Genomic DNA, 24,117 nt, shown 5'->3' on the forward strand with positions numbered 1-24,117 from the left:
CAGTCTAGCCGCTGCTCAGCGCTTGCGCTTGCGCAGGTCGCGCGCCAGCACGTAGACGACCACCAGGTTGATGGCCAGTACGCTGCCCGAGGCCCAGCCCGGGTGGCGGATGATCGCGTAGATATCGAAGGGCAGGTAGATCGAGGCGGTCAGGCAGCCCAGCCACGAGGCCCAGGCCTTGGCCTTCCACAGGCCCCAGGCTTCGACCAGGTGCAGCAGGCCGTAGCCGATCATCGCCGCCGCGGCCAGGTGCACCGCGTCGGGACTGATCATGTTCAACAGCGAGGGCAGGGTGCCGTGATCCGGGTCCAGACTGAAACGCCGGATCAGGGCATTGACCCCGTCGCGAAGCGGCTGCGGACCGAGCATTTCCAGCCCGGTCGCGGCCAACAACGCCAGCATCGCCTTGCTCGCTTCGAGCAGGGCGATGACATGGAGACCCGGATGCCGATGCGGATCCGGGTTGTAGCCGTTCTGGCTCACGGTCTGCTGGCTCAGCCGCCGCGCGAGGCCTTCTTGCGGTCGCTTTCGGTCAGGAACTTCTTGCGCAGACGGATCTCCTTCGGGGTGATCTCGACCAGCTCGTCGTCTTCGATGAAGTCCAGGGCCTGTTCCAGCGAGTACTTGATCGCCGGGGTCAGCTGGATCGCATCGTCCTTGCCCGAAGCGCGCATGTTGGTCAGCGGCTTGGTCTTGATCGCGTTGACGGTCAGGTCGTTGTCCTTGGAGTGGATACCGACCAGCTGACCTTCATACACGTTGTCGCCTTCAGCAGCGAAGAGCTTGCCGCGTTCCTGCAGCGGGCCCAGCGAGTAGGCGGGGGTGACGCCCGGCGCATTGGCGATCATCACGCCGTTGATGCGCTTGGCGATGGCGCCCTGTTCCTTCGGACCGTAGTGGTCGAACACGTGGAACAGCAGGCCCGAACCCTGGGTGAGGGTCTTGAACTCGTTCTGGAAACCGATCAGGCCACGGGCCGGGATCGAGTATTCCAGGCGCACGCGGCCCTTGCCGTCCGGCTCCATGTTCTTCAGCTGGCCCTTGCGGGTGCCCAGCTTTTCCATCACGCCGCCCTGGTGCACTTCTTCGATGTCCACCACCAGCTGCTCGATCGGCTCCATCATCTGGCCGTCGATTTCCTTGATGATCACTTCCGGGCGCGACACGGCCAGCTCGTAGCCTTCGCGACGCATGTTCTCGATCAGCACCGACAGGTGCAGTTCGCCACGGCCGGAGACCAGGAACTTGTCGGCGTCTTCCAGCTGTTCGACCTTCAGGGCCACGTTGTGGACCTTTTCACGGTCCAGGCGGTCCTTGATCTGGCGGCTGGTCAGGAACTTGCCACCGGACAGATCCTTGTTGCCGGCGAACGGCGAGTTGTTCACCTGGAAGGTCATCGAGATGGTCGGCTCGTCGACGGTCAGGGCCGGCAGCGCTTCCGGGGTGTCCGGGTGGCACAGGGTGTCGGAGATGGTCAGCTCCGGAATACCGGAGATGGCGACGATGTCACCGGCTTCGGCAGTGTCCTGCTCGATGCGCTCCAGGCCCAGGAAGCCCAGCACCTGCGCGACCTTGCCGTTGCGCTTCTTGCCCTCACGGTCGATGACCGCGACCTGCATGTTCTTCTTCAGGGTGCCGCGCTGGATGCGGCCGATGCCGATGACGCCCACGAAGTTGTTGTAGTCCAGCTGGCTGATGCGCATCTGGAAGGCGCCTTCCGGATCGACTTCCGGCTTCGGCGCGTGCTGCATGATCGCTTCGTACAGCGGGGTCATGTCGCCGTCGCGCACGGTGTCTTCCAGGCCAGCATAGCCGTTCAGGGCCGAGGCGTAGACGATCGGGAAGTCCAGCTGCTCGTTGGTGGCGCCCAGCTTGTCGAACAGGTCGAAGACCTGGTCGATCACCCACTCCGGACGCGAGCCCGGGCGGTCAACCTTGTTGACCACCACGATCGGCTTGAAGCCCATCGCGAAGGCCTTCTGGGTAACGAAGCGGGTCTGCGGCATCGGGCCGTCCATCGCGTCGACCAGGATCAGCACGGTGTCGACCATCGACAGCACGCGCTCGACCTCGCCGCCGAAGTCGGCGTGCCCCGGGGTGTCGACGATGTTGATCCGGTTCTTGATACCGGTCTTCTTGTCTTCCCAGGTGATGGCCGTGTTCTTGGCCAGGATGGTGATGCCGCGTTCCTTTTCCTGGTCGTTGCTGTCCATCACGCGCTCGGCGAGGACGGTGCGCTCGGACAGGGTGCCGGACTGCTTCAGCAGCTGGTCGACCAGGGTGGTCTTGCCATGGTCGACGTGGGCGACGATGGCGATGTTGCGAAGATTTTCGATGGACATGCGAAAGGGGGCCAGTCGGCGCCGGATTTGGAAAAAGAAGTCCAACATTATACGTCTAACTTGACGCTTGGCGAAAACCCATGTTGCAGGACCGCCTGAGCCCCATTCAGCTGTGGCCTGAACGGGGGCCCGGGGCTGCGCCGATGGTCGAAGCCGCCAGCGCCGCGGGGCGGGTGTAAACTAGGTGGCTAGACGCGTTCCCCTTTGCATCAAGGATCTTCATGTCCCTCATCGCCACTTTCGACACCACCCAGGGCCCGATCAAGGTCGAGCTGTTCGCCGACAAGGCGCCGCTGACCGTGGCCAACTTCGTGAACCTGGTCAAGCAGGGCTTCTATGACGGCCTGATCTTCCACCGCGTGATCGCCGACTTCATGATCCAGGGCGGCTGCCCGCAGGGTCGCGGCACCGGCGGCCCGGGCTACAAGTTCGAAGACGAAACCAACAACGGCGTGAAGCACGAGGTCGGTTCGCTGTCGATGGCCAATGCCGGCCCGAACACCAACGGCAGCCAGTTCTTCATCACCCACATCAAGACCGATTGGCTGGACGGCCGCCACACCGTGTTCGGCAAGGTGCTGGAAGGCCAGGCCATCGTGGATTCGGTCAAGCAGGGCGACGTGATCCATTCGATCACCCTGGAAGGCGATGTCGACGCCGCGCTGGCCGCCAAGGCTGATCGCGTGGCCGAGTGGAACAAGATCCTCGCCGCCTGATTCCCCTTTGAAACGGCCACCCACGGGTGGCCGTTTCCACGTTCCCCGCCGCCCGCCAGGCCTGCGTGGCCACGCCCGCGGCGTCCTATCCAACGCTTGCAAGCAAGAGGAAACCCCCATGAAAGCACCCGTTCGTGTTGCCGTGACCGGCGCTGCCGGCCAGATCGGCTACGCCCTGCTGTTCCGCATCGCCTCCGGCGAAATGCTGGGCAAGGACCAGCCGGTCATCCTGCAGCTGCTGGAACTGCCGGTGGACAAGGCCCAGGCCGCCCTGAAGGGCGTGATGATGGAGCTGGAAGACTGCGCCTTCCCGCTGCTGGCCGGCATGGTCGGCACCGACGACGCCGAAGTGGCGTTCAAGGACGCCGACATCGCCCTGCTGGTCGGCGCGCGTCCGCGCGGCCCGGGCATGGAGCGCAAGGACCTGCTGCTGGAAAACGCCAAGATCTTCACCGCCCAGGGCGCGGCGCTGAACAAGGTCGCCAGCCGTGACGTGAAGGTGCTGGTGGTCGGCAACCCGGCCAACACCAACGCCTACATCGCCATGAAGTCGGCCCCGGACCTGAAGCCGGAAAACTTCACCGCCATGCTGCGTCTGGACCACAACCGCGCCCTGAGCCAGCTGTCGAACAAGCTGGGCAAGCCGGTTGGCGGCATGGAAAAGCTGGTGGTGTGGGGCAACCACAGCCCGACCATGTACCCGGACTACCGTTTCGCCACCGCCGATGGTGCCTCCATCGCCGATGCGATCAACGACCAGGAGTGGAACGCCAACACCTTCATCCCGACCGTGGGCAAGCGCGGCGCGGCCATCATCGAAGCCCGTGGCTCGTCCTCGGCCGCTTCGGCTGCCAACGCCGCCATCGACCACGTGCGTGACTGGGTGCTGGGCAGCAACGGCAAGTGGGTGACCATGGGTGTGCCGTCCGACGGTTCCTACGGCATTCCGGAAGGCGTGATCTTCGGCTTCGCCGTGACCACCGAAAACGGCAAGTACACCCTGGTGAAGGATCTGCCGATCGACGACTTCAGCCAGAAGTACATCGACAAGACCTTGGCCGAGCTGGAAGAAGAGCGCTCCGGCGTGGCCCACCTGCTGGGCTGATACGGGCCTAGGCCGGTACGCAGAAAACGGGGAAGCTTCGGCTTCCCCGTTTTCGTTTGAATGACTACGGACACCGATGATTCACCTGCATTACATCGATGAAGCGCTGCTGCTGGCCGAGAAGCCGGCCGGCCTGCTGTCCGTGCCGGGCCGCAGCGAGGAAAACCAGGACTGCGTGGTCACACGCCTGCAGGCGGTATGCCCGGATGCACTGACCGTGCACCGGCTGGACCAGGTGACGTCGGGCCTGCTGCTGCATGCGCGCGGCAAGGCGATGCAGGCGGCGTTGTCGATGCAGTTCGAGCAACGGCAGGTGGGCAAGCGTTACGAGGCCGTGCTGCAGGGCCTGCTGGCCGACGATGCCGGTTACGTGGACCTGCCGTTGATCGTGGATTGGCCGAACCGGCCGAAGCAGATGGTCGACCACGCGCGCGGCAAGCCGGCACTGACGCGCTGGCAGGTGTTGGCGCGCGATGTGGAGGCGGGCACCACGCGCGTGGCGTTGGAGCCGGTGACCGGCCGCAGCCATCAGTTGCGCCTGCACATGGCCAGTCTTGGCCATCCCATCGTCGGTGACGTGTTGTATGGCGCCGCGCTGGCGCAGCGGGTGCATCTGCATGCGTGCGCGTTGGCGTTCACGCATCCGGTAACGGGTGCTGCGCTGGCGTTCGAGTCCGCTGCGCCGTTCTAGGGGCTTCGGCAGGGCTTGCAGCCCTGCACCTGCTGTAGAGTCGAGCCATGCTCGACTGAAGCAACAGCAAAGGCGGGCATTCCGTGGGATGGCGGGGCGGTGTGGGCTTGCAGGACACGCCGTAAACCCGTCCATGGGGGCTCGTAGGCGCCATCCATGGCGCCTGCGGTCCTGCAAGCCCACACCGCCCCGCCTCTGACAGGTTCACGCGGCTGTTGGCAACGGCGCCTGTCGTTCCGCGCGGCTGTTGGTAGGTGTCGACCTTGGTCGACACATCTGTCAGATATCGAAATACTTCTGGGGTCAGAGCCCGTTGCGCAGCAACGGAATCCGACCCCACGCCGCCCCGCCTCTTGATCGAATGAATTCATTCGTGTCGACCAAGGTCGACACCTACCAGAGCAGAATGCCGTTCCGACAGATCGCAGGAAACTGTCGAAGGCGGGGTGGGGCCGGTTGCGGGGGTGTCCGCGGCATGGATGCCGCGGCCAAGCCTACAGGGACGTACCTGCGGCGTCCCCCGCAACCGGACCCACCCCGCCATCCCACGGACACCCTGCTTTTGCCGTTGCCTTTGCCGTTGCTCCAAGCAGGTGCAGGGCTGCAAGCCCTGCAGAACACACCCACCCCCTACCAAGGTAGGGCGGCCCGGCCGCCAGCCCGGCACTATGCTCGAACCAATGACTTTGTCTGGGAGGGCTGCGTCATGAACTACGAGGAAACCTACCGCCGCTCGATCGACGAGCCGGAGGCATTCTGGGGCGAGGAAGCCAGGCGCATCCATTGGCATACCCCGCCAAAGCAGGTGCTCGATTACAGCAACCCGCCGTTCCGCCGCTGGTTCGTCGGCGGTGAAACCAATCTCTGCTACAACGCCGTCGATCGCCATCTGGCCGATCGCCCCAACCAGCTGGCGCTGGTGGCGGTGTCCACCGAAACCAACGTCACCCGCGAGATCACTTACCGCCAGCTCCATCGCGAAGTGAATGACTTCGCCGCGGTGCTGCAGCACCTGGGCGTGGGCAAGGGCGACCGGGTGGTGGTCTACATGCCCAACATGGCCGAGGCCGTATTCGCCATGCTGGCCTGCGCGCGCATCGGCGCGGTGCATTCGGTGGTGTTCGGTGGCTTTGCCGCGCACAACCTGGCGCTGCGCATCGACGATGCCAAGCCCAAGCTGCTGATCGCCGCCGACGCCGGCATGCGCGGTGGCAAGGTCATTCCGTACAAGGGCATGGTCGATGCCGCCTGTGCCGAGGCGGCCAATCCGCCGCCGCATGTGCTGATTGTCTCGCGCGGGCTGGATGCTGCCGAACCACGCGTGCCGGGGCGCGATGTGGACTACGCCGAACTGCGCGCGCAGGTGGGCGAGGTGGATGTGCCGGTCACCTGGCTTGAATCGAGCGAGCCCAGCTATCTGCTCTACACCTCTGGCACCACCGGCAAGCCCAAGGGCGTGCAGCGCGATGTGGGCGGCTATGCGGTGGCCATGGCGCAGTCGATGGAAACGGTGTTCGACTGCCGTCCGGGCCAGGTGATGTTCTCCACCTCGGATGTGGGCTGGGCCGTGGGCCATTCCTACAACGTGTATGGCCCGCTGATCGGCGGCTGCACGTCACTGCTGTACGAAGGGCTGCCGACCAACCCGGACCCGGGCATCTGGTGGGCGCTGTGCGAGCAGTACGGCGTGCGCACGATGTTCTCCTCGCCTACGGCGATCCGCGTATTGAAGAAGCACGATGCCGACTTCATCCACCGCCATGACCTGGACGCGCTGAAGTACCTGTTCCTGGCCGGGGAGCCGCTGGATGAGCCTACCGCGCACTGGATCAACGATGCGCTGGGCAAGCCGATCATCGACAACTACTGGCAGACCGAAACCGGTTGGCCGGCGCTGACCCTGCTGCCTGGGCTGGACATGAAGCCGGTGCGCTTCGGCTCGCCGGGCTTCCCCAACCTCGGTTACCGCATGAAGGTGATCGATGAGAACACGGGTGAAGAAGTCGCCGCTGGGCAGAAGGGCGTGCTGGTCGTCACCCCACCGCTGCCACCGGGCTGCATGAGCACGGTGTGGAACGATGATGCACGCTTCATGCAGAGCTACTTCAGCCACTTCAAGGAACTGCTGTACAGCTCGTTGGACTGGGCGATCCGCGATGACGATGGCTACACCTTCATCCTCGGCCGCACCGACGATGTGATCAACGTGGCCGGCCACCGGCTGGGCACGCGTGAGATCGAGGAAGCCATTTCCGGCCATCCGCGGGTGGCCGAGGCGGCGGTGATCGGGGTGAAGGACGAACTGAAGGGGCAGGTGCCGCTGGTGTTCGTCACGCTGAAGCAAGGGTTGCAGGGCGATGATCCGGCGCCGGTGGTGGCCGAGATGATGGCCGCCGTTACCGCCTCGCTGGGTGCAGTGGCGCGGCCGGCGCACATCCACGTGGTCAACGCACTGCCCAAGACCCGTTCGGGCAAGCTGCTGCGGCGCTCACTGCAGGCGTTGGCCGAACAGCGCGACCCGGGCGATCTGTCCACCCTGGACGATCCGGGCGCGTTGGAAGAGATCCGCCGCGCGCTGGGACGCTGACCGCTGCCCCGGTAGCGTCGAGCTTGCTCGACTGCTTCTGGCAGCCCGGTAGAGTCGAGCTTGCTCGACTGCCCAGCCAAGAGCAGTCGAGCGAGCTCGACTCTACCCCCCGGAACATGCGCTAAGCTCGGCCTCGGGGAGCGCGCCCCGCAGGGCGCGCAGATACGGCGCACCAGGCAAGGGGGATGCATGGCATTGCTGCATGGCAAGACGGCCGCTGGCCGCCAGGAAATCGAAGACCGCGGCCGGCGCCTGCCGGCGGCGCTGCGTTCGCTGCTGCTGATGGTCGACGGGCAACGCAACGACACGGAACTGCAGGCGCTGTTCGACGGCCTGCGTGCGCCAGCGGATGCGCTGCAGCAGCTCAGCGCGATGGGTCTGATCGAGGTGGTCGGCGGCGCCGCCGACGCGGTGCCCGCGCGCGGTATCAGCAGTGGGCGCGAACAGGATCCGGCGCTTTACCAGCAGTTGTATGACGCAATGAGCGAGGCGGTGCGCCGCCATCTGGGCCTGAAGGGCTACTTCCTGCAGCTGAAGATCGAACGCTGCAAGGATGCGCTGGCACTGGAGCGGCTGTGCCCGGAACTGCTTGCGGCCGTGGGCAGTGCGCGCAGCCCGGCACTGGCCCAGCGCTGGTGGCAGGAAACCCAGGCGCGCCTGGCCACCACCGTCGCCGGGGTCGTGCCCGGCTGATGCAGGGCGTACAGTGGCCTGCTCTTTCCACGGGAAGCGCCACGTGCAGGACGACATCGACGACACCGATACCCCCGGCTGGGATGCGATCAATGCAGCCCTGGCGCCGCTGTATGCCGGGCAGACGCCGCAGCATTTCGGCACGGCACTGCCCCATACGCTGGGCGGCCAGGATCCGCTGGATGGCATCAGCGTGTACTGGGCCGATGCGCCGCAACCGCATTGGCACTACGTCACCTACGGCTTTTCCGAGCTGTATGCGAAGGAAAGCAGCGATGCGCAGGTCAGTGGCTATGGGTTCGAGCTGACCTTCCGCCTGGCCGCCAGTGCCGGTGAAAGCGCCGGCAGCACCCCGCCGGTGTGGCCGATGAACCTGCTGCAGAACCTGGCGCGCTATGTGTTCGGCAGCGGCAACGTGTTCGAGGATGGCCACCATCTGAATGCCAACGGCCCGATCGCGCTGGAGACCGACACCCGCCTGTGCCACCTGGCCTTCGTGGCCGACCCGCAGCTGCCGCCGCGCGACACCGCCAACGGTCATCTGCAGTTCCTGCAGCTGGTCGGCTTGACCGACGAGGAAATGGAAGCGATCAAGCGCTGGTCGACCCGCGGCGTGCTGCAGGTGCTGCAGCCGGCGATGCCGCTGTGGATCAGTGATCTGCACCGCGGCAACCTGCTGGATGATCCGGCGCTGGCCGCGCAGGTGCAGGAAGGCAGCCAGCGCGAAGGGTCGACCACCGGCATGCTGTTCGTCGAGACGCTGCGCTGGCGCCAGCAGGACGGCGTGACCACGCTGGTGCTCGGCGCGGGCCAGGTGCACAGCGTTGCCGAACTGCTGGGCCTTCGCCTGCGCCACGGCAAGCCGCTGGAACTGGTCAGCGGTGAACGGCAGTGGACGTTCGCGCCAGGCGGGGCAGAGGCTGCCAGCGGGATCGACGAGGACAGCGCGTACTGGGTGCTGGACGAGGCCGGCCTGCAGGCGGCTGCGGCGGTTCCGGCGCGGCGCGGGGTCTACCCGCTGAACGCGGCGCTGCAGATCGAGGTGGTGCCGACCCAGCTGCGCGACGGCAAGGGCAACGTGATCCGCGAGATCGGTTGAGCGTACCGCTGAAGCCGATGGGGTCGGAGCCGCCTGCTGCGCAGGCGGATCCGACCCCGCACTGGCATCAGGCCAGGCCTTCGGCCTTCAGCACGGCCTGCACGCCTGCATCGGCGTCCATGCGCGCCTTGTAGGCGGCCAGGTTGTCCAGACCGGACAGGTCCACCTTGGTGCCGGCTGCCCAGCGCAGGGTGATGTAGAAGTACGGGTCGGCGAAGCTGCGGAAACCTGCCAGCCAGGGCTTGTCGGCCAGCTGCTTGTCGGCGGTTTCGAACAGCGCGCGCAGGCGCTTGCGGGCGGCGGCACGGACCGCATCGTACTGGCCTTCGTCGGCAATGAACTTGCCCGGCGCGAACAGCGGCGAGAACGCCGGGTGCACGTCGGAATTGACGAAGGACAGCCAGCGGGCTGCTTCGGCGCGCTGGCGCGGGCTGCCATCGCCGCCCAGGCCGGCCTGCGGGAAGCTGTCGGCGATGTAACCCATGATGGCGGCGTTCTGCACCAGCACGAAGTCGCCATCGACCAGCGCCGGTACGGCGCCTGCCGGATTGATCTTCAGGAATTCCGGACCCTTCAGGGTGTCCTTGTTCAGCAGTTCCACTTCGAACGGCTGGCCGGTCCACTGCAGGGCGATGTGGTCGGCGGTGGAGCAGGCACCGGGCTTGCTGTACAGCTTCATGGGAACTCCAGGGTAGGGCGTGGTGGAAACACCCACTATCCCAGAGCCCCGGCAGCGGCGGCAACGCTGCGGCCGGCAACAGATCGTTACGACTGGCGAGGCTTGAGGTTCTGCACCTTATAGAAGGTGTGATCGCCGATGGTGGCCACCTGGTAGGCATTGCGCCAGTTCGGGCTGGCAATGGCCAGTGCGGCGAAGTGGCTGGCGCCGGGCACGATCTCGCGGCGTTCGCCGGCCGGCAGCGCCCAGTTGCGCTCGGCGTCGAAGGCCACGTTCATGGCTTCACTCCAGGCGGCATCGTTGCCCAGCTGAGTGCCGGGCGATACCAGGGTGGGCGCGAACTGCTTGCGCGCGGTGACCACCTGGCACATCGAATCGCCCCACAGCCCGCTGTCGAGGCGGCGCAGGGCCACTTCGGCCACGGCCTGCTGGCCGCGCAGGGTCTGGTCGCGGGCTTCCAGGTAAACGGTGGTGCTCAAACACAGCGAATCAGCCGCCGGCTGCGGCAACAACTGCGACAGCCAGAGAATCCAGGCCAGTTTCATATGACTCCTTGCTCCGTATGGGCCGCACCGCGCGGTTCCGGCTGCGGGGGGCGGCCGGGGGGCTGGGTACGACTTGGCGTGATGGGGAGGCGGCCATCGGGGCCGCCCCGTGGGCGGCCTCCAAAATGTTGATCACGAACCGATCAGGGAGGACCGCACCGGCTCACCGGAAACTGGCTGGTGAGCGGAAAGTTGGCGCAAGGTAGGGGGCTGTTACCGAACGTTTCCTGAATCGCTCGGCTTGACATTCAGCTTCGGGGGCGTGATGGAAATCACATTCGCGCCCCCATTCATCTGCGTATCAGAGCGCAGCGGCGACGCGACTGCCCTGATTGATCGCACGCTTCGCATCAAGTTCTGCCGCCACATCGGCTCCGCCGATCAGCTGCGCCGTGATGCCCGCCGCCTGCAGTTCGGCCTGCAGCGCGCGCTGCGGTTCCTGCCCGGCGCAGATCACCACGTGGTCCACCGGCAGCAGCTGTTCGCTGCCGTCCACGCGGATGCGCAGGCCGGCATCGTCCACGCCCAGGTACTCCACGCCACCGAGCATGCGCACGCCCTTGGCCTTCAGCGTGGCGCGGTGGATCCAGCCGGTGGTCTTGCCCAGGCGGGCACCGGGCTTGCCGGGGCTGCGCTGCAGCAGCCACAGCCGCCGCGGCGAGGCTTCCACCGCGGGCGTGGCCAGCGCGCCGCGCGCCTCGAAGCGGGCATCCACGCCCCATTCGGCCATCCAGCGCTGTGGGTCGAGCGCAGGTGAGGGGCCGTCATGGCTGAGGAATTCGCCCACGTCGAAGCCGATACCGCCGGCGCCGATGATCGCCGCGCTGGCGCCCACCTGCACCCGGCCCAGCAGCACGTCCAGGTAGTTCACCACCTTGGGGTGGTCGGCACCGGGGAAATCGACCCGGCGCGGCACGATGCCGGTGGCCAGCACCACGTGGTCGAAGCCGGCCAGCGCGGTGGCGCCGGCGCGGGTGCCCAGGCGTACGTCCACCCCGGTTTCGGCCAGTTTGTGGCGGAAGTAGCGCAGGGTCTCGTGGAATTCTTCCTTGCCGGGAATGCGCTTGGCCACGTTGAACTGGCCGCCGATCTCATCGCCGGCATCGAACAGGGTGACCTGGTGGCCACGCTCGGCGGCCACCGTGGCGCAAGCCAGCCCGGCCGGGCCGGCGCCGACCACGGCGATCTTCTTCGGCGCGGCGGTGGGGCGGTAGACCAGTTCGGTTTCGTGCGCGGCGCGCGGGTTCACCAGGCAACTGGCCAGCTTGTTTTCGAACACATGGTCCAGGCAGGCCTGGTTGCAGGCAATGCAGGTGTTGATGGCCTCGGCGCGGCCGGCGCGGGCCTTGTTCGTCCACTGCGGGTCGGCCAGCAGCGGGCGGGCCAGCGACACCATGTCGGCGCCGCCACTGGCCAGGATGCGCTCGGCAACGTCGGGCATGTTGATGCGGTTGGTGGCCACCAGCGGCACCTTCACGTGCGGCTTCAGCTTGGCGGTGACGCCGGCGAACGCTGCGCGCGGCACCGACGTGGCGATGGTGGGAATGCGCGCCTCATGCCAGCCGATGCCGGAATTGATGATGGTGGCGCCGGCGGCCTCGATGGCCTGCGCCTGCTGCACGATCTCTTCCCAGTTGCTGCCGTTGTCCACCAGGTCCACCAGCGACAAGCGGTAGATGATGATGAAATCCGGTCCGCAGGCCTCGCGGATGCGGCGCACGATTTCCACCGCAAAACGCATGCGCTGGCTGGCATCGCCGCCCCAGCGGTCGCTGCGGGTGTTGGTGCGTGGGGCGATGAATTCGTTGATGAGGTAGCCCTCCGAACCCATCACTTCCACGCCGTCGTAGCCGGCCTCGCGGGCCAGCCGGGCGCTGCGCGCGTAATCGGCGATGTGGCGCTCCACGCCGCTGGCCGACAGCGCACGCGGGGTGAACGGGTTGATCGGTGCCTTCAGCTTCGACGGCGCCACCGACAGGGGGTGGTAGGCGTAGCGCCCGGCGTGCAGCAGCTGCAGGCAGATCTTCGCGCCGTGCTGGTGGGCGGCGGCGGTGAGCTGGCGGTGCGGGCGTACTTCCCAGGGCCAGGACAGCTTGCCGCCGAACGGCTTCAGCCAGCCGACCACGTTGGGCGCGAAGCCGCCGGTGACGATCAGGCCCACGCCGCCCTCGGCACGCTCGGCAAAGTAGGCGGCCAGGCGCGGGAAGTCACGGGCGCGGTCTTCCAGGCCGGTGTGCATCGAGCCCATCAGGACCCGGTTGCGCAGCTGGGTGAAGCCCAGGTCCAGCGGGGCGAACAGGTTCGGGTAGGCGGTTTCGTTGGCTGGCGACATGTCGATACGCTTGCGTACGGAAGCGCGAAGCGTGCCGTGAAACGACGGCCGGGGCAAGGGGCGCCCCGCTCCCGGCCGATCACCCCACGCCGCGCTGCGCGCTCGCCGGGCGGGGAGCGGTGCCCGCCGCCGGGGCGCGGCCGATGCCGAACCAGCCCAGGGTGATGCCGCACAACGGACCGATCAACAGGGCGAAGGCCAGCGTGCCCAGGCCGACATCGCCGCCCAGCCACCAGCCCAGCAGCAGCACGCTGCCTTCGATCAGGCTGCGCACCTTCCAGATCGGCCAACCGGTACGGGCGTGCAGGCCGGTCATCAGGCCATCGCGCGGGCCCGGGCCCAGGCGCGCGCCGATGTACAGGCCGGTGGCCAGGGCGACCAGCAGCAGACCGCCGGTGAACAACACCACCTGCCAGCCCAGCGCGGTGGCCGGCGGCAGCAGCCACAGGCCGATCTGCGCCGAGGGACCGATCAGCAGCACGTTCAGCACGGTGCCGGCGCCGGGCTTCTGCCGCAGCGGCCACCACAGCAGCAGCACCAGCGCGCCGATGGCGTTGGTGGCCAGGCCGAACGACAGCGGCGTCTGCGCGGCGATGCCCTGCGACAGCACATCCCACGGGGCGACGCCGATGCCGGCGCGGATCATCAGGGCAGCACCGAAGCCGTACAGGAATAGGCCGGTGATCAACTGCAGCAGGCGCAGGGGCAGGGCGGTAGGCATGGGGGACTCGGCGATGGGGGAGGGCAACTGTTGCCACCGTAATCCCGAATTCCGCGCTGCAATAGATACAGATGACGGGCAATCCGCGCGCACAGCCGGCGGCATGGGGGTAGAGTCGAGCTTGCTCGACTGTCGTCTCGCGAAGTCGAGCAAGCTCGACTCTACCGGCCTTGTCAGTCGAGCAAGCTCGACTCTACCCGGCCGTTATTCCCAGCCGGACAGCGCCAGTTTGCCGATCGTGCGCCCGCTGGCCAGGCGCTCATGCGCTGCCTGCAGGTTGGCGGCGTTGATGCTGCCCACCACTTCGCTCAGGGTGCCGCGCAGTTGGCCGGCGTCGATCATGCTGGCCGCACGGTTGAGGATGCGGTGCTGTTCAATTTGGTCAGCGGTCTGGAAACGCGCGCGGGCGAACATGAATTCCCAGTGGATGCCGATGCACTTGGCCTTGTAGGGATCGCCAATACGCAGCGGCCCGCGCGGCTCGACAATCAGCCCGACGTGGCCCTGCGGGGCCAGCAACTGCCCCAGTTCGTCCCAGTAGTGGTCGGTGTCGGCCAGGTTCAGGGCTACCTGCACGCTGTCCACGCCCAGTGCCTGCAACTGCGGCAGCAGGGGCTGGTGGTGGTCGATCACATGGGCCGCGCCCATCCGTCGGCACCAGTCCACGGATGCTTCGCGCGAAGCTGTCGCAATTACCTCGAAACCGGCGTGCTGGGCCAACTGGATCGCCATCGAGCCCACACCGCCGGCGCCGCCGATCACCAGCAGGCGTTGCCCGGCATGGCGGCGCCCGTCCAGCTGCAGCGGCATGCGCTGGAACAGCAGCTCCCACGCAGTGAGCGTGGTCAGCGGCAGGGCGGCAGCTTCGGCGAAATCCAGCGTGGTGGGCTTGCGCGCCACCAGCCGTTCATCCACCCACTGGTACTGCGCGTTGCAGCCCGGGCGGGTCACGTCGCCGGCGTAATAGACCTCGTCGCCGGACGCGAACAGGCTGGCCTCTTCACCGATCGCCTCCACCACCCCGGCCGCATCCCAGCCGAGCACGCGGGGCCGATCGAGCATGGCGTCGGTGGTGGCCGCGCGCTGCTTGGCATCGACCGGGTTGACCGAAATCGCCTGCACCCGCACCAGCAGATCACGCCCCCGCGGAGGCAGGGGCGGAGGCAACTGCACATCCTGCAGCGCAGGCAGAGATTCACGACACAGGGCGACGGCTTTCATCATGACTCCGGCTCGGTTCGTGCGTTCATCATAAGGTTCCTCACCTCGATGGGCGCGCGCTGAATCGTCGCGAGTTTCCCTTTTCCGCAGTTGTCACATTGTGTCCTTAATGCCCCTCAAACCCTTGTGCCACGGGGGTATTGCGGATTTTCATGATCCTGTATAGGGTTTCAACGTCGGACCGGTGGCTGGTCGGGTACGACGCTTCACATGTTACGGGACTGTTAACATGACCTTCACCCGCCTGAGCATAATGTTCGCGGCGGTGGCGTGCTGAATCGGCTGTCTGAACATCGACGCAGTAGTGCTGGCCCATGCCTCTACCGGTTTCATACCCCCGAAATAGGAGCTGTACTCAATGAACAAGAAGATCCTTACTGCCGCGCTGCTGGGCGGTCTGGCTTTCGCCCAGGCTGCGTCGGCGCAGGAGTTCGATGACCGCTGGTACCTGACCGGTTCGGCTGGCTTCAACTTCCAGGACAGCGACCGTCTGACCAATGATGCCCCGTTCGTCACCCTGGGTCTGGGCAAGTTCATCAGCCCGAACTGGTCGCTGGACGGTGAGCTGAACTACCAGAACCCGAACTTCGACGCCAACCAGGATCTGAACTGGTCGCAGTACGGCGTGTCGTTCGACCTGCGTCGCCACTTCATCCAGGAAGGCCGCGGCTGGAACCCGTACATCGTCGGTGGCCTGGGCTACCAGAAGTCCGAGGAAGAGTACGCTGCCCTGGACAACAACGGTCCGCGTGAGCGCAAGGACGGCAACCTGTCGGCCAAGCTGGGCGTCGGCCTGCAGACCACCTTCGAAAAGCGCGTTGCTGTCCGCGCCGAAGTGGCCTACCGCGCTGATTTCGACGACCAGAGCGTTGCCGCTCGTGACGAAAGCTGGTTCGGCGACGTGCTGGCTTCGGTCGGCGTCGTGATCCCGCTGGGCCCGGCCCCGGTGGCTGCTGCCCCGGCTCCGGCTCCGGTTGCCCCGAGCTGCGCCGACCTGGACGACGACGGTGACGGCGTCAACAACTGCGACGACAAGTGCCCGAACTCGCAGCCGGGTCAGACCATCGGTCCGGACGGTTGCCCGGTGCCGGTCTCGATCGACCTGAAGGGCGTGAACTTCGACTTCGACAAGTCGAACCTGCGTCCGGACGCCGTGGCCATCCTGTCGGAAGCTTCGGAAATCCTGAAGCGTTACCCGGATCTGCGCGTTGAAGTGGCCGGTCACACCGACTCGAAGGGTACCGACGCTTACAACCAGAAGCTGTCCGAGCGTCGCGCCACTGCGGTGTACAACTACCTGACCCAGAACGGCGTGGACGCTTCGCGTCTGCAGGGCCCGATCGGCTACGGCGAGAGCCGTCCGATTGCCCCGAACACCAACCCGGATGGTTCGGACAACCCGGAAGGTCGCGCCAAGAACCGTCGTACCGAGCTGAACGTCCAGAACTAAGTTCTGACGCTCTGCCAGTAAGACACAGCAGGACCCGGCTTCGGCCGGGTCTTGTTGTTTGTGGGGCCAGGGAATGCGCTGGTAGCCAACAAAAGGCGACCGTCCATCGGTTTTCTTCCAGAAAACCAACAAGTTGCCGTATTCATTGAAGGTTCCGCTTGAAAGCTGTGCCGGCATTGCTAAACTCGCCGCGTCACTTCCTTTCGTGGATGCCCCTCATGTTGCGCTCTGCATCGGCCGCCGTTCTGGCGCTGGCCCTGGTTCCCGCTGCCCACGCTGCGGTTGATTGCTCGGTCAACACCAGCGCGTCGCCGCTGCCCCTGCCGGCCACCGCCATCGCGCCGGTGGCCGACGAGCTGTACATCCGCGGCAGCCAGCTGGGCATGTCCGCCGGCGTGCTGGGCAGCAGCTACGACCCGTCGCAGTCGCTGGACCAGGTGTTGCAGCGTCTGCGCATCGATGGCTGCCAGAACATCGCCAAGGCCATTCCGAGTGCGCCGGCGGTGAAGCCGAACGACCCGGCCGCGTACAAGCCGCAGACCGAGTTCGACAACACGCCGTGGCGCTTTGACATGAGCCAGAACGGCAAGCGCATGACCGCCGAAGAGTTCGACGCCTGGATGAAGGCGCGCGGCGTGCGCGTGGTCAAGGCACGTCCGGCACCGGCCGCGGCGCCGGCGCCCGCCACCGAAGCACCGGCTGAAACCAAGCCGGGCGAGAAGAAGTAAGCAGCGCGGGGAGCAGAGGCTTGCGCACGCGCCGCCCGCCTGCCACCCCCGCCGCCCGCGCCCACGCACCGCGTGGGCGTGCGAATGCCACTGCGGCACCGGCCGGGGTTCGCCATGGCCTGGCCCGCGTGTTGTCCAAGGCGGGCGTCTGCTCGCGTACCGAAGCCGCGCGCTGGATTGCCGAAGGCCGCGTGCGCGTGTCCGGGCGCATCGTGCGTGACCCTGAATTTCCGATTGCCAGCCCGGCACCGCCGATCGAGGTGGATGGCCAGCCGCTGGCGCCGCCGCAGCGCCTGTACCTGATGCTGAACAAGCCGCGCGGGGTGGTGACCACCGCCCAGGACGAGCGTGGGCGCGACACGGTGTACCGCTGTTTCGATGGTGCCGGCCTGCCGTGGATCGCTCCGGTGGGGCGCTTGGACAAGGCCAGCGAAGGGCTGCTGCTGTTCAGTAACGATCCGCAATGGGCCGCGCGCCTGACCGATCCGCAGACCGGGCCGGACAAGACCTATCACGTGCAGACCGACCGCCTGCCCGACGACGCCACCCTGGCGGCGCTGCAGGCCGGTATTGAAGACGAGGGCGAGTTCCTGGTGGCCCGTGCCGTGCGCGTCCTGCGCAGCGGCGACAAGACCGCGTGGCTGGAGGTGGTGCTCGAGGAGGGCCGCAACCGCCATATCCGTCGCCTGTTGGCGGCCTTCGACCTGCAGGTGTTGCGCCTGGTCCGGGTCGCGATCGGCGGGCTGGTGCTTGGCGATCTCGGCAAGGGGCAATGGCGGGAGCTGCAGGTCAGCGACCAGCAGCAGCTTGTGGCTGCTGCACCGGGCTGAAGTCCGGCCCACGGCTGGCCGCGGCCAGCCACCGTTCCAGGCGTAGGGGGCGCCTGGTTTTCGATTTACTTGAACGGAGTGTGCCCATGTACCCGACCCTCAACCGAACCCTGCGCTGCGTCGGCCTGCTGTTGCCGCTGGCCGTGCTGACCGCCTGCAGCGGCCACAAGAAGGTGGCCAAGGCCGAAACCCCGGTCGAGGCGCCGGTGGTGGAGGTAAAGACCCCGGAACTGGATGGCCGCGGCAGCTACCGCTTCATGATGAGCAACGGCGACCAGAAGATGACCGCCGACCAGTTCGACGCCTGGATGAAGGCCAACGGCATCCGCGTGGCCAAGGGCAACGCGCAGGACGCCGCCGCCAAGCCGGTAGTGGTGGCCAGCAAGGACGAACCGAAGGACAAGAAGAAAAAGAAGAAGTAAGCACCGGCAGGTGCCGACCTTCAAGCCCCGGTAGGTGCCGACCTTGGTCGGCACGCTCTGCGCGGTGGGGTCAGAGCCCTTTCCTGCGGAAAGGGATCCGACCCCCGGGGGTCAGCACGCCATCAGGCCCGGTAGGTGCCGACCTTGGTCGGCACGCTCTGCTTGATGGGGTCAGAGCCCTTTCCTGCGGAAAGGGATCCGACCCCGGACCTGATCAGCCCTTGATCACGCCCAGTTCCACGCCGATGCGGGTGAACGCATCGATCGCGTGGTCCAGGTGCTCGCGGGTGTGGGCGGCACTGATCTGGGTGCGGATGCGTGCCTGGCCCTTGGGCACCACCGGGAAGAAGAAGCCGATCGCGTAGATGCCTTCTTCCAGCAGGCGCTCGGCGAACTTCTGCGCCAGCGGTGCGTCGTACAGCATCACCGGGCTGATCGGGTGCACGCCCGGCTTCACGTCGAAACCGGCGGCGACCATCTTTTCGCGGAAGTAGGCGGTGTTCTGCACCAGCGTGCTGCGCAGGTCATCGGCCGCGGCCAGCATCTCGAACGCCTTGATGCCGGCGGCCACCACGTGCGGCGGCAGCGAGTTGGAGAACAGGTACGGGCGCGAACGCTGGCGCAGCAGTTCGATCACTTCGGCGCTGGCGCAGGTGAAACCGCCGAGCGCGCCGCCCATGGCCTTGCCCAGGGTGCCGGTGATGATGTCGATCTTTTCCAGCACGCCCTTCACTTCGGCCGAGCCGCGACCGCTGGCACCGAGGAAGCCGGTGGCGTGGCATTCGTCGATGTGCACCAGTGCGTTGTACTTCTTCGCCAGCGCGGTGATCTCGTCCAGCGGGGCGATGAAGCCGTCCATCGAGAACACGCCGTCGGTGGTGATCAGCTTGGTCTTGCAGCCGGCCGCATCAGCGGCCTGCAGCTGCGCTTCCAGGTCGGCCATGTCGCAGTTGGCGTAGCGGAAGCGCTTGGCCTTGCACAGGCGCACGCCGTCGATGATCGAGGCGTGGTTCAGTGCGTCGGAGATGATCGCGTCGTTCTCGCCGAGCAACGGCTCGAACAGGCCGCCGTTGGCATCGAAGCAGGCCGCGTACAGGATGGTGTCCTGCTTGCCGAAGAAGTCGGCAATCTGCTTTTCCAGCTGCTTGTGCAGGTCCTGGGTGCCGCAGATGAAGCGCACCGAGGCCATGCCGAAGCCGTGGGTATCCAGCGCGTCCTTGGCGGCCTGGATCAGGTCCGGGTGGTCGGCCAGGCCCAGGTAGTTGTTGGCGCAGAAGTTCAGCACGGTGCGGCCATCGTCGAGGGTGATCTCGGCCGACTGCGGGCTGGTGATGATCCGCTCGGACTTGAACAGGCCTTGGGCGCGGATGGCGTCCAGTTCGTCGGCGTAATGGCGGGTCAGGGCGGAGGAGGCGTCGGTCATGGCGTGGGCACGGCTCAGCACGGGAAACCACCGATTCTACCGGGCAAGCCGGGCCGTCGACCGGGCAGGGCGCGCCACCGCCATGGCCGGCACATGTTGCATCGCAATAGCAAACGGGTTAAAAATTCGTGAACCGGCCGTGTCTCGCCCGGTTGCCGCTTCCGCCTTCCACGCCACCGCCCCCACCGGAGACGCCCATGAAGCACGCCTGTGCCTGCCTGTCCCTTGCCGCCGCCCTCGCCCTGGCCCCGTTTGCCGCCAGCGCCCAGGAGGCCGAGTCGCCTTACAGCTGGAATGTCACCGCTGTTTCCGATTACCTGTTCCGTGGCGTCTCGCAGACCGACGAAGATCCGACCCTGCAGGCCGGCTTCACCTACACCAGCCCGGTCGGCCTGTATGCCGGCGTGTGGGGTTCGGGCGTGGATTTCGGCCCGGGCGACCCGAGCGTCGAAGTGGATTACCAGATCGGCTACGGCATTGACGCCACCGAGCGCCTGAACTTCGATGTGCTGTTGAACCGCTACACCTACCCCGGTGCCAGCGAGCTGAACTACAACGAGCTGATCACCACCACCACGCTGGATGACACCTACAAGCTGACGGTGGCCTACAGCAACGACGTGTGGAACAGCAGCACCGATGGCTGGTACTACGCGCTGGGCGGTGAGTGGGGCCTGCCGCAGGACTTCACGCTGAGCGCCAATGTCGGCCGCAGCACCTTCGAAAAGGGCATCGCCAAGGATTACACCGACTGGAACGTCGGCGTCAGCCGCCAGTTCGGCATGTTCAACGTGGGCCTGGGCTACTACGGCACCGACAGCGACGGCCGCTACAACTCGGGCAAGCTGGCGCACAGCCGCGTGATGCTGTCGGTTGCGATCGGCAACTGATCCGGCGCTGCTGTCGTCCACGAAAAAGGCGCCCGATGGGCGCCTTTTTCTTTCCCGCAACGCCGGGCATGGCCCGGCGCTACCGTATGCCGGTCAGTTCCAGCTGAGCACGACCTTGCCGGCCTTGCCTTCTTCCATCAGGTCGAAGCCCTTCTGGAAATCATCGATCGGCAGCTGGTGGGTCATCACCTTGCCCAGCGGGAAGCCGGACAGCACCAGCTGGGTCATCTTGTACCAGGTCTCGTACATCTTGCGGCCGTAGATGCCCTGCACGGTCAGGCCTTTGAAGATGATCTTGTCCCAGTCGCAGCCGGCGCCCTTGGGCATGATGCCGAGCATGGCGATCTTGCCGCCGTGGTACATGCAGTCGAGCATGTCGTTGAACGCGCGCGGATTGCCGCTCATTTCCAGGCCCACGTCGAAGCCCTCCATGTGCAGTTCCTTCATCACGTCCTTCAGCGACTGGTTGGCGACATTCACCACGCGGGTGGCACCCATGTCGGCGGCCAGCTTCAGGCGGAAGTCGTTGACGTCGGTCACCACCACGTTGCGCGCGCCGATGTGCTTGCAGATGCCGGCGGCGATGATGCCGATGGGGCCTGCACCGGTGATCAGCACGTCTTCGCCGATCACGTCGAACTCCAGCGCGCAGTGCGCGGCGTTGCCGTAGGGGTCGAAGAATGCGGCCAGCTCGGACGGAATCTGGTCGGGGATCGGCCACAGGTTGCTGGCTGGCATCACCATGTATTCGGCGAAGGCGCCGTTGACGTTCACGCCGATGCCGACGGTGTTCGGGCACAGGTGCGGGCGGCCGCCGCGGCAGTTGCGGCAGTGGCCGCAGACGATGTGGCCTTCGGCCGACACGCGCTGGCCGATCTCGTAGCCGGTGACGGCCGAGCCGAGCGCGGCGATGCGGCCGACGAACTCATGGCCGATGGTCAGGCCCGGCTTGATGGTGCGCTGGCTCCACTCGTCCCACAGGTAGATATGCAGGTCGGTACCGCAGATGGCGGTCTTTTCCAGCTTGATCAGCACCTCGTTCGGGCCCGGGGTCGGAACCGGAACCTCTTCCAGCCAGATGCCCTTGGCGGCTTCGCGCTTGACCAGGGCCTTCATCGTTTGCTGCGCCATCGGGTGGAACTCGTCAGGGGGAAAACGCGGATTATAGAGCGCTGGGCGCAATTCCCATGTTGCGCTGCGGGTGCGCAGCACCCCCCCGGTAGCGCCGGGCCATGCCCGGCGGGAAGGCCGGCGCAGCCCATGACTTCCGGGCATCGGGCGGGGCAGGGGGCTGGGCTACACTCGGCGGTTCCATCATCAGGGGCTGCTCGATGCGCTCGAACCTGCTTGCTTTCTCCATCGTTGCCAGCCTTGGGCTGGTCCAGGTCGCCCATGCCGCCGAAGGCATGTGGGTGCCGCAGCAGCTGCCGGAAATCGCCGGCCCGCTGCAGAAGGCCGGCCTGAAGCTGTCGCCTGAACAGCTGGCCGACCTGACCGGCGACCCGATGGGCGCGGTGGTGGCACTGGGCGGCTGCACCGCCAGCTTCGTCTCCCCGCAGGGCCTGGTGGTGACCAACCACCACTGCGCCTATGGCGCCATCCAGCTCAATTCGACCGCGCAGAAGAACCTGATCAAGGACGGCTTCAACGCGCCGGCCCTGAAGGACGAACTGAGCGCCGGCCCGAACGCGCGCGTGTTCGTGCTTGACCAGATCACCGACGTTACCGCCCAGGCCAAGGCCGCCATTGCCGCCGCCGGCAAGGACCCGCTGGCCCGCAGCCGCGCGCTGGATGCTTTCGACAAGGCCCAGGTGGCCGCCTGTGAAGCCGATGCCGGCTTCCGCTGCCGCCTGTACTCGTTCAGCGGCGGCAACACCTACCGCCTGTTCCGCAACATGGAAATCAAGGACGTGCGCCTGGTCTACGCGCCCCCGGGCAGCGTCGGCAAGTTCGGTGGTGACATCGACAACTGGATGTGGCCGCGCCACACCGGCGATTTCTCGTTCTACCGCGCCTATGTGGGCAAGGACGGCAAGCCGGCGGCGTTCTCGGCCGACAACGTGCCCTACCAGCCCAAGCACTTCCTGAAGTTCGCCGACCAGCCGCTGGGCGCCGACGACTTCGTGATGGTGGCCGGCTACCCGGGCCGCACCAACCGCTACGCGCTGGCCGGTGAGTTCAACGAAACCGCCAGCTTCACCTACCCGACCATCGCCCGCCACTACAACGCGGTGCTGAAGATGATCGACGAGGCCGGCAAGGCCGACCCGGACGTGAAGGTGAAGTACGCCGCCACCGCGGCCAGCATGAACAACGTGGCCAAGAACTACCAGGGCCAGCTGGAAGGCTTCAAGCGCATCGACGCCGCCGGCCAGAAGCAGGCCGAAGAAGCGGCCGTGCTGGCCTGGCTGAAGAAGCAGGGCGCCGCGGGCAAGCCGGCACTGGCCGCGCACGCGCAGCTGGTCCAGCACCTGGCCACCAGCAAGGCCACCCGTGAACGCGATCTGTTCGTGGGCCAGTTCAACAACACTTCGGCGGTGGGCGCGGCCATCACCCTGTACCGCCTGTCGATCGAACGCAGCAAGCCGGACGCCGAGCGCGAAGCCGGTTTCCAGCAGCGTGACCTGACCACCATCGAAGGTGGCCTGAAGCAGATGGACCGCCGCTACGTGGCGAAGATGGACCAGCAGCTGCAGACCTACTGGCTGGACCAGTACGTGGCCCTGCCGGCCGCGCAGCGCGACAACGAAGTGCTGAACAAGTGGCTGGGTGGCAGCAACGAGGCCGCCGTGAAGTCGCTGGTGGGCAAGCTGTCGGGCACCGAGCTGGGCAGCCTGGACACGCGCCTGAAGTGGTTCAACGCCGACCGCGCGGCCTTTGAAGCCAGCACCGATCCGGCCATCCAGTACGCCGTGGCAGTGATGCCGGCGCTGCTGAAGCAGGAAGAGCAGAAGAAGATCCGCGAGGGCGAATCGCTGACGGCCCGTCCGCTGTACCTGCAGGCCGTGGCCGACTACAAGAGGAGCCAGGGCGAGTTCGTCTACCCCGATGCTAACCTGTCGCTGCGCATCACCTTCGGCAACGTGATGGGCTACGGCAAGGACGGCGTGCAGTACACCCCGTTCACCACCCTGGAAGGCGTGGCCGCCAAGGAAACCGGCGAAGACCCGTTCGATTCGCCGAAAGCGCTGCTGGATGCGGTCAAGGCCAAGCGTTACGGCGGCCTGGAAGACAAGCGCATCGGTTCGGTGCCGGTGAACTTCCTGTCCAACCTGGACATCACCGGTGGCAACTCGGGTTCGCCGGTGCTGGATGCGCACGGCAAGCTGGTCGGCCTGGCCTTCGATGGCAACTGGGAATCGGTCAGCTCCAACTGGGTGTTCGACCCGGTGATGACCCGCATGATTGCCGTGGACAGCCGCTACATGCAGTGGATCATGCAGGAAGTGGCGCCGGCGCCGCAGCTGCTGAAGGAACTGAACCTGGCGAAATAAAGGTTCACGGTGGTAGCGCCGGGCCGCGCCCGGCGGAATCCGCCTGCAATGCCCGAAACCCCGCGACTGGTGTCGCGGGGTTTTTTCATGCCCGGTCCGGCCCGGTGCGCCGAACAGGTATCATCCCTGTTCCGCGTACTTCACAGGAT

General features: G+C 66.4%; 21 protein-coding genes. 12 read left to right on the forward strand and 9 right to left on the reverse strand.

All coding sequences use genetic code 11. The features are described from left to right. Positions 1-15: 15 nt before the first annotated feature. Together C1932_RS04275 and typA are read right to left on the reverse strand one after the other, a co-directional pair. A complete protein-coding gene (locus tag C1932_RS04275; RefSeq protein WP_108752281.1) occupies positions 16-483 on the reverse strand; it encodes a DUF2127 domain-containing protein in 468 nt (155 codons plus the stop codon). A gap of 11 nt (positions 484-494) precedes the next feature. Further along, positions 495-2,342 (reverse strand): translational GTPase TypA, encoded by a 1,848-nt coding sequence (typA, locus tag C1932_RS04280; RefSeq protein ID WP_108748670.1) that lies wholly within the window; start codon positions 2,340-2,342, stop codon positions 495-497. A 221-nt stretch (positions 2,343-2,563) separates the two neighbouring features. On the opposite strand from typA, the gene C1932_RS04285 reads away from it, so the two are divergent. The 6 genes from C1932_RS04285 (at position 2,564) to C1932_RS04310 (ending at position 9,233) form a co-directional block, all read left to right on the forward strand. Then, on the forward strand, positions 2,564-3,058 hold the full coding sequence (locus C1932_RS04285; protein ID WP_108748671.1) for a peptidylprolyl isomerase: 495 nt from the start codon (positions 2,564-2,566) through the stop codon (positions 3,056-3,058). Positions 3,059-3,176: 118 nt separating this feature from the next. Further along, entirely contained in the window at positions 3,177-4,163 is a 987-nt protein-coding gene (locus C1932_RS04290) for a malate dehydrogenase (protein ID WP_108748672.1), read from the forward strand. A gap of 76 nt (positions 4,164-4,239) precedes the next feature. Then, positions 4,240-4,854, forward strand: a complete 615-nt coding sequence (locus C1932_RS04295) for a pseudouridine synthase (protein ID WP_108761325.1) — start codon at positions 4,240-4,242, stop codon at positions 4,852-4,854. A gap of 706 nt (positions 4,855-5,560) precedes the next feature. Continuing rightward, complete coding sequence (gene prpE / locus C1932_RS04300; protein WP_108761326.1) at positions 5,561-7,441, forward strand: propionate--CoA ligase; 1,881 nt, start codon at positions 5,561-5,563, stop codon at positions 7,439-7,441. A 189-nt stretch (positions 7,442-7,630) separates the two neighbouring features. Next, the gene (locus tag C1932_RS04305) at positions 7,631-8,134 is read left to right on the forward strand and encodes a hypothetical protein (protein ID WP_108761327.1); all 504 of its coding nucleotides are present in this window, start codon (positions 7,631-7,633) and stop codon (positions 8,132-8,134) included. A gap of 43 nt (positions 8,135-8,177) precedes the next feature. Next, the gene (locus tag C1932_RS04310; protein ID WP_108761328.1) at positions 8,178-9,233 is read left to right on the forward strand and encodes a suppressor of fused domain protein; all 1,056 of its coding nucleotides are present in this window, start codon (positions 8,178-8,180) and stop codon (positions 9,231-9,233) included. Positions 9,234-9,300: 67 nt separating this feature from the next. Here the strand turns inward: C1932_RS04310 and C1932_RS04315 are convergent, their stop codons facing one another. The 5 genes from C1932_RS04315 to C1932_RS04335 all read right to left on the reverse strand — a co-directional run bounded on the left by C1932_RS04315 (position 9,301) and on the right by C1932_RS04335 (position 14,731). Beyond that, positions 9,301-9,912, reverse strand: a complete 612-nt coding sequence (locus C1932_RS04315; RefSeq protein ID WP_108761329.1) for a glutathione S-transferase N-terminal domain-containing protein — start codon at positions 9,910-9,912, stop codon at positions 9,301-9,303. An 86-nt stretch (positions 9,913-9,998) separates the two neighbouring features. Then, positions 9,999-10,457 (reverse strand): cell wall hydrolase, encoded by a 459-nt coding sequence (locus C1932_RS04320; RefSeq protein WP_108748678.1) that lies wholly within the window; start codon positions 10,455-10,457, stop codon positions 9,999-10,001. 301 nt (positions 10,458-10,758) lie between these two features. Then, positions 10,759-12,789 (reverse strand): NADPH-dependent 2,4-dienoyl-CoA reductase, encoded by a 2,031-nt coding sequence (locus tag C1932_RS04325; protein WP_108761330.1) that lies wholly within the window; start codon positions 12,787-12,789, stop codon positions 10,759-10,761. A 79-nt stretch (positions 12,790-12,868) separates the two neighbouring features. Continuing rightward, on the reverse strand, positions 12,869-13,510 hold the full coding sequence (locus C1932_RS04330) for a hypothetical protein (RefSeq protein WP_108761331.1): 642 nt from the start codon (positions 13,508-13,510) through the stop codon (positions 12,869-12,871). Positions 13,511-13,714: 204 nt separating this feature from the next. Further along, entirely contained in the window at positions 13,715-14,731 is a 1,017-nt protein-coding gene (locus tag C1932_RS04335; protein WP_108763350.1) for a zinc-binding alcohol dehydrogenase family protein, read from the reverse strand. 358 nt (positions 14,732-15,089) lie between these two features. Between C1932_RS04335 and C1932_RS04340 the strand changes: the two genes are divergently transcribed. The 4 genes from C1932_RS04340 to C1932_RS04355 all read left to right on the forward strand — a co-directional run bounded on the left by C1932_RS04340 (position 15,090) and on the right by C1932_RS04355 (position 18,161). Next, complete coding sequence (locus C1932_RS04340) at positions 15,090-16,181, forward strand: OmpA family protein (RefSeq protein WP_108748681.1); 1,092 nt, start codon at positions 15,090-15,092, stop codon at positions 16,179-16,181. 218 nt (positions 16,182-16,399) lie between these two features. Further along, positions 16,400-16,909, forward strand: coding sequence for a hypothetical protein (locus C1932_RS04345; RefSeq protein WP_108748682.1), 510 nt, complete (start codon positions 16,400-16,402; stop codon positions 16,907-16,909). A gap of 20 nt (positions 16,910-16,929) precedes the next feature. After that, a complete protein-coding gene (locus C1932_RS04350) occupies positions 16,930-17,739 on the forward strand; it encodes a pseudouridine synthase (RefSeq protein ID WP_108761332.1) in 810 nt (269 codons plus the stop codon). Between the two features lie 86 nt (positions 17,740-17,825). After that, positions 17,826-18,161 (forward strand): hypothetical protein, encoded by a 336-nt coding sequence (locus C1932_RS04355; protein ID WP_108761333.1) that lies wholly within the window; start codon positions 17,826-17,828, stop codon positions 18,159-18,161. Positions 18,162-18,375: 214 nt separating this feature from the next. Here the strand turns inward: C1932_RS04355 and kbl are convergent, their stop codons facing one another. Next, entirely contained in the window at positions 18,376-19,584 is a 1,209-nt protein-coding gene (kbl, locus tag C1932_RS04360) for a glycine C-acetyltransferase (protein ID WP_108763351.1), read from the reverse strand. Positions 19,585-19,781: 197 nt separating this feature from the next. On the opposite strand from kbl, the gene C1932_RS04365 reads away from it, so the two are divergent. After that, on the forward strand, positions 19,782-20,474 hold the full coding sequence (locus C1932_RS04365; protein WP_108761334.1) for a TorF family putative porin: 693 nt from the start codon (positions 19,782-19,784) through the stop codon (positions 20,472-20,474). A 93-nt stretch (positions 20,475-20,567) separates the two neighbouring features. Here C1932_RS04365 and tdh read toward each other — a convergent pair whose 3' ends face one another. Then, positions 20,568-21,590 carry an L-threonine 3-dehydrogenase gene (gene tdh / locus C1932_RS04370; protein ID WP_049404249.1) on the reverse strand — a complete coding sequence of 341 codons (1,023 nt, stop codon included), beginning with the start codon at positions 21,588-21,590 and terminating at the stop codon, positions 20,568-20,570. Positions 21,591-21,805: 215 nt separating this feature from the next. Between tdh and C1932_RS04375 the strand changes: the two genes are divergently transcribed. Beyond that, positions 21,806-23,968: a S46 family peptidase gene (locus tag C1932_RS04375; protein ID WP_108761335.1), complete on the forward strand. Its 2,163-nt coding sequence runs from the start codon at positions 21,806-21,808 to the stop codon at positions 23,966-23,968. Positions 23,969-24,117 lie beyond the last annotated feature (149 nt).

The sequence above is a fragment of the Stenotrophomonas sp. YAU14D1_LEIMI4_1 genome, from assembly GCF_003086815.1.
Lineage (GTDB): Bacteria > Pseudomonadota > Gammaproteobacteria > Xanthomonadales > Xanthomonadaceae > Stenotrophomonas.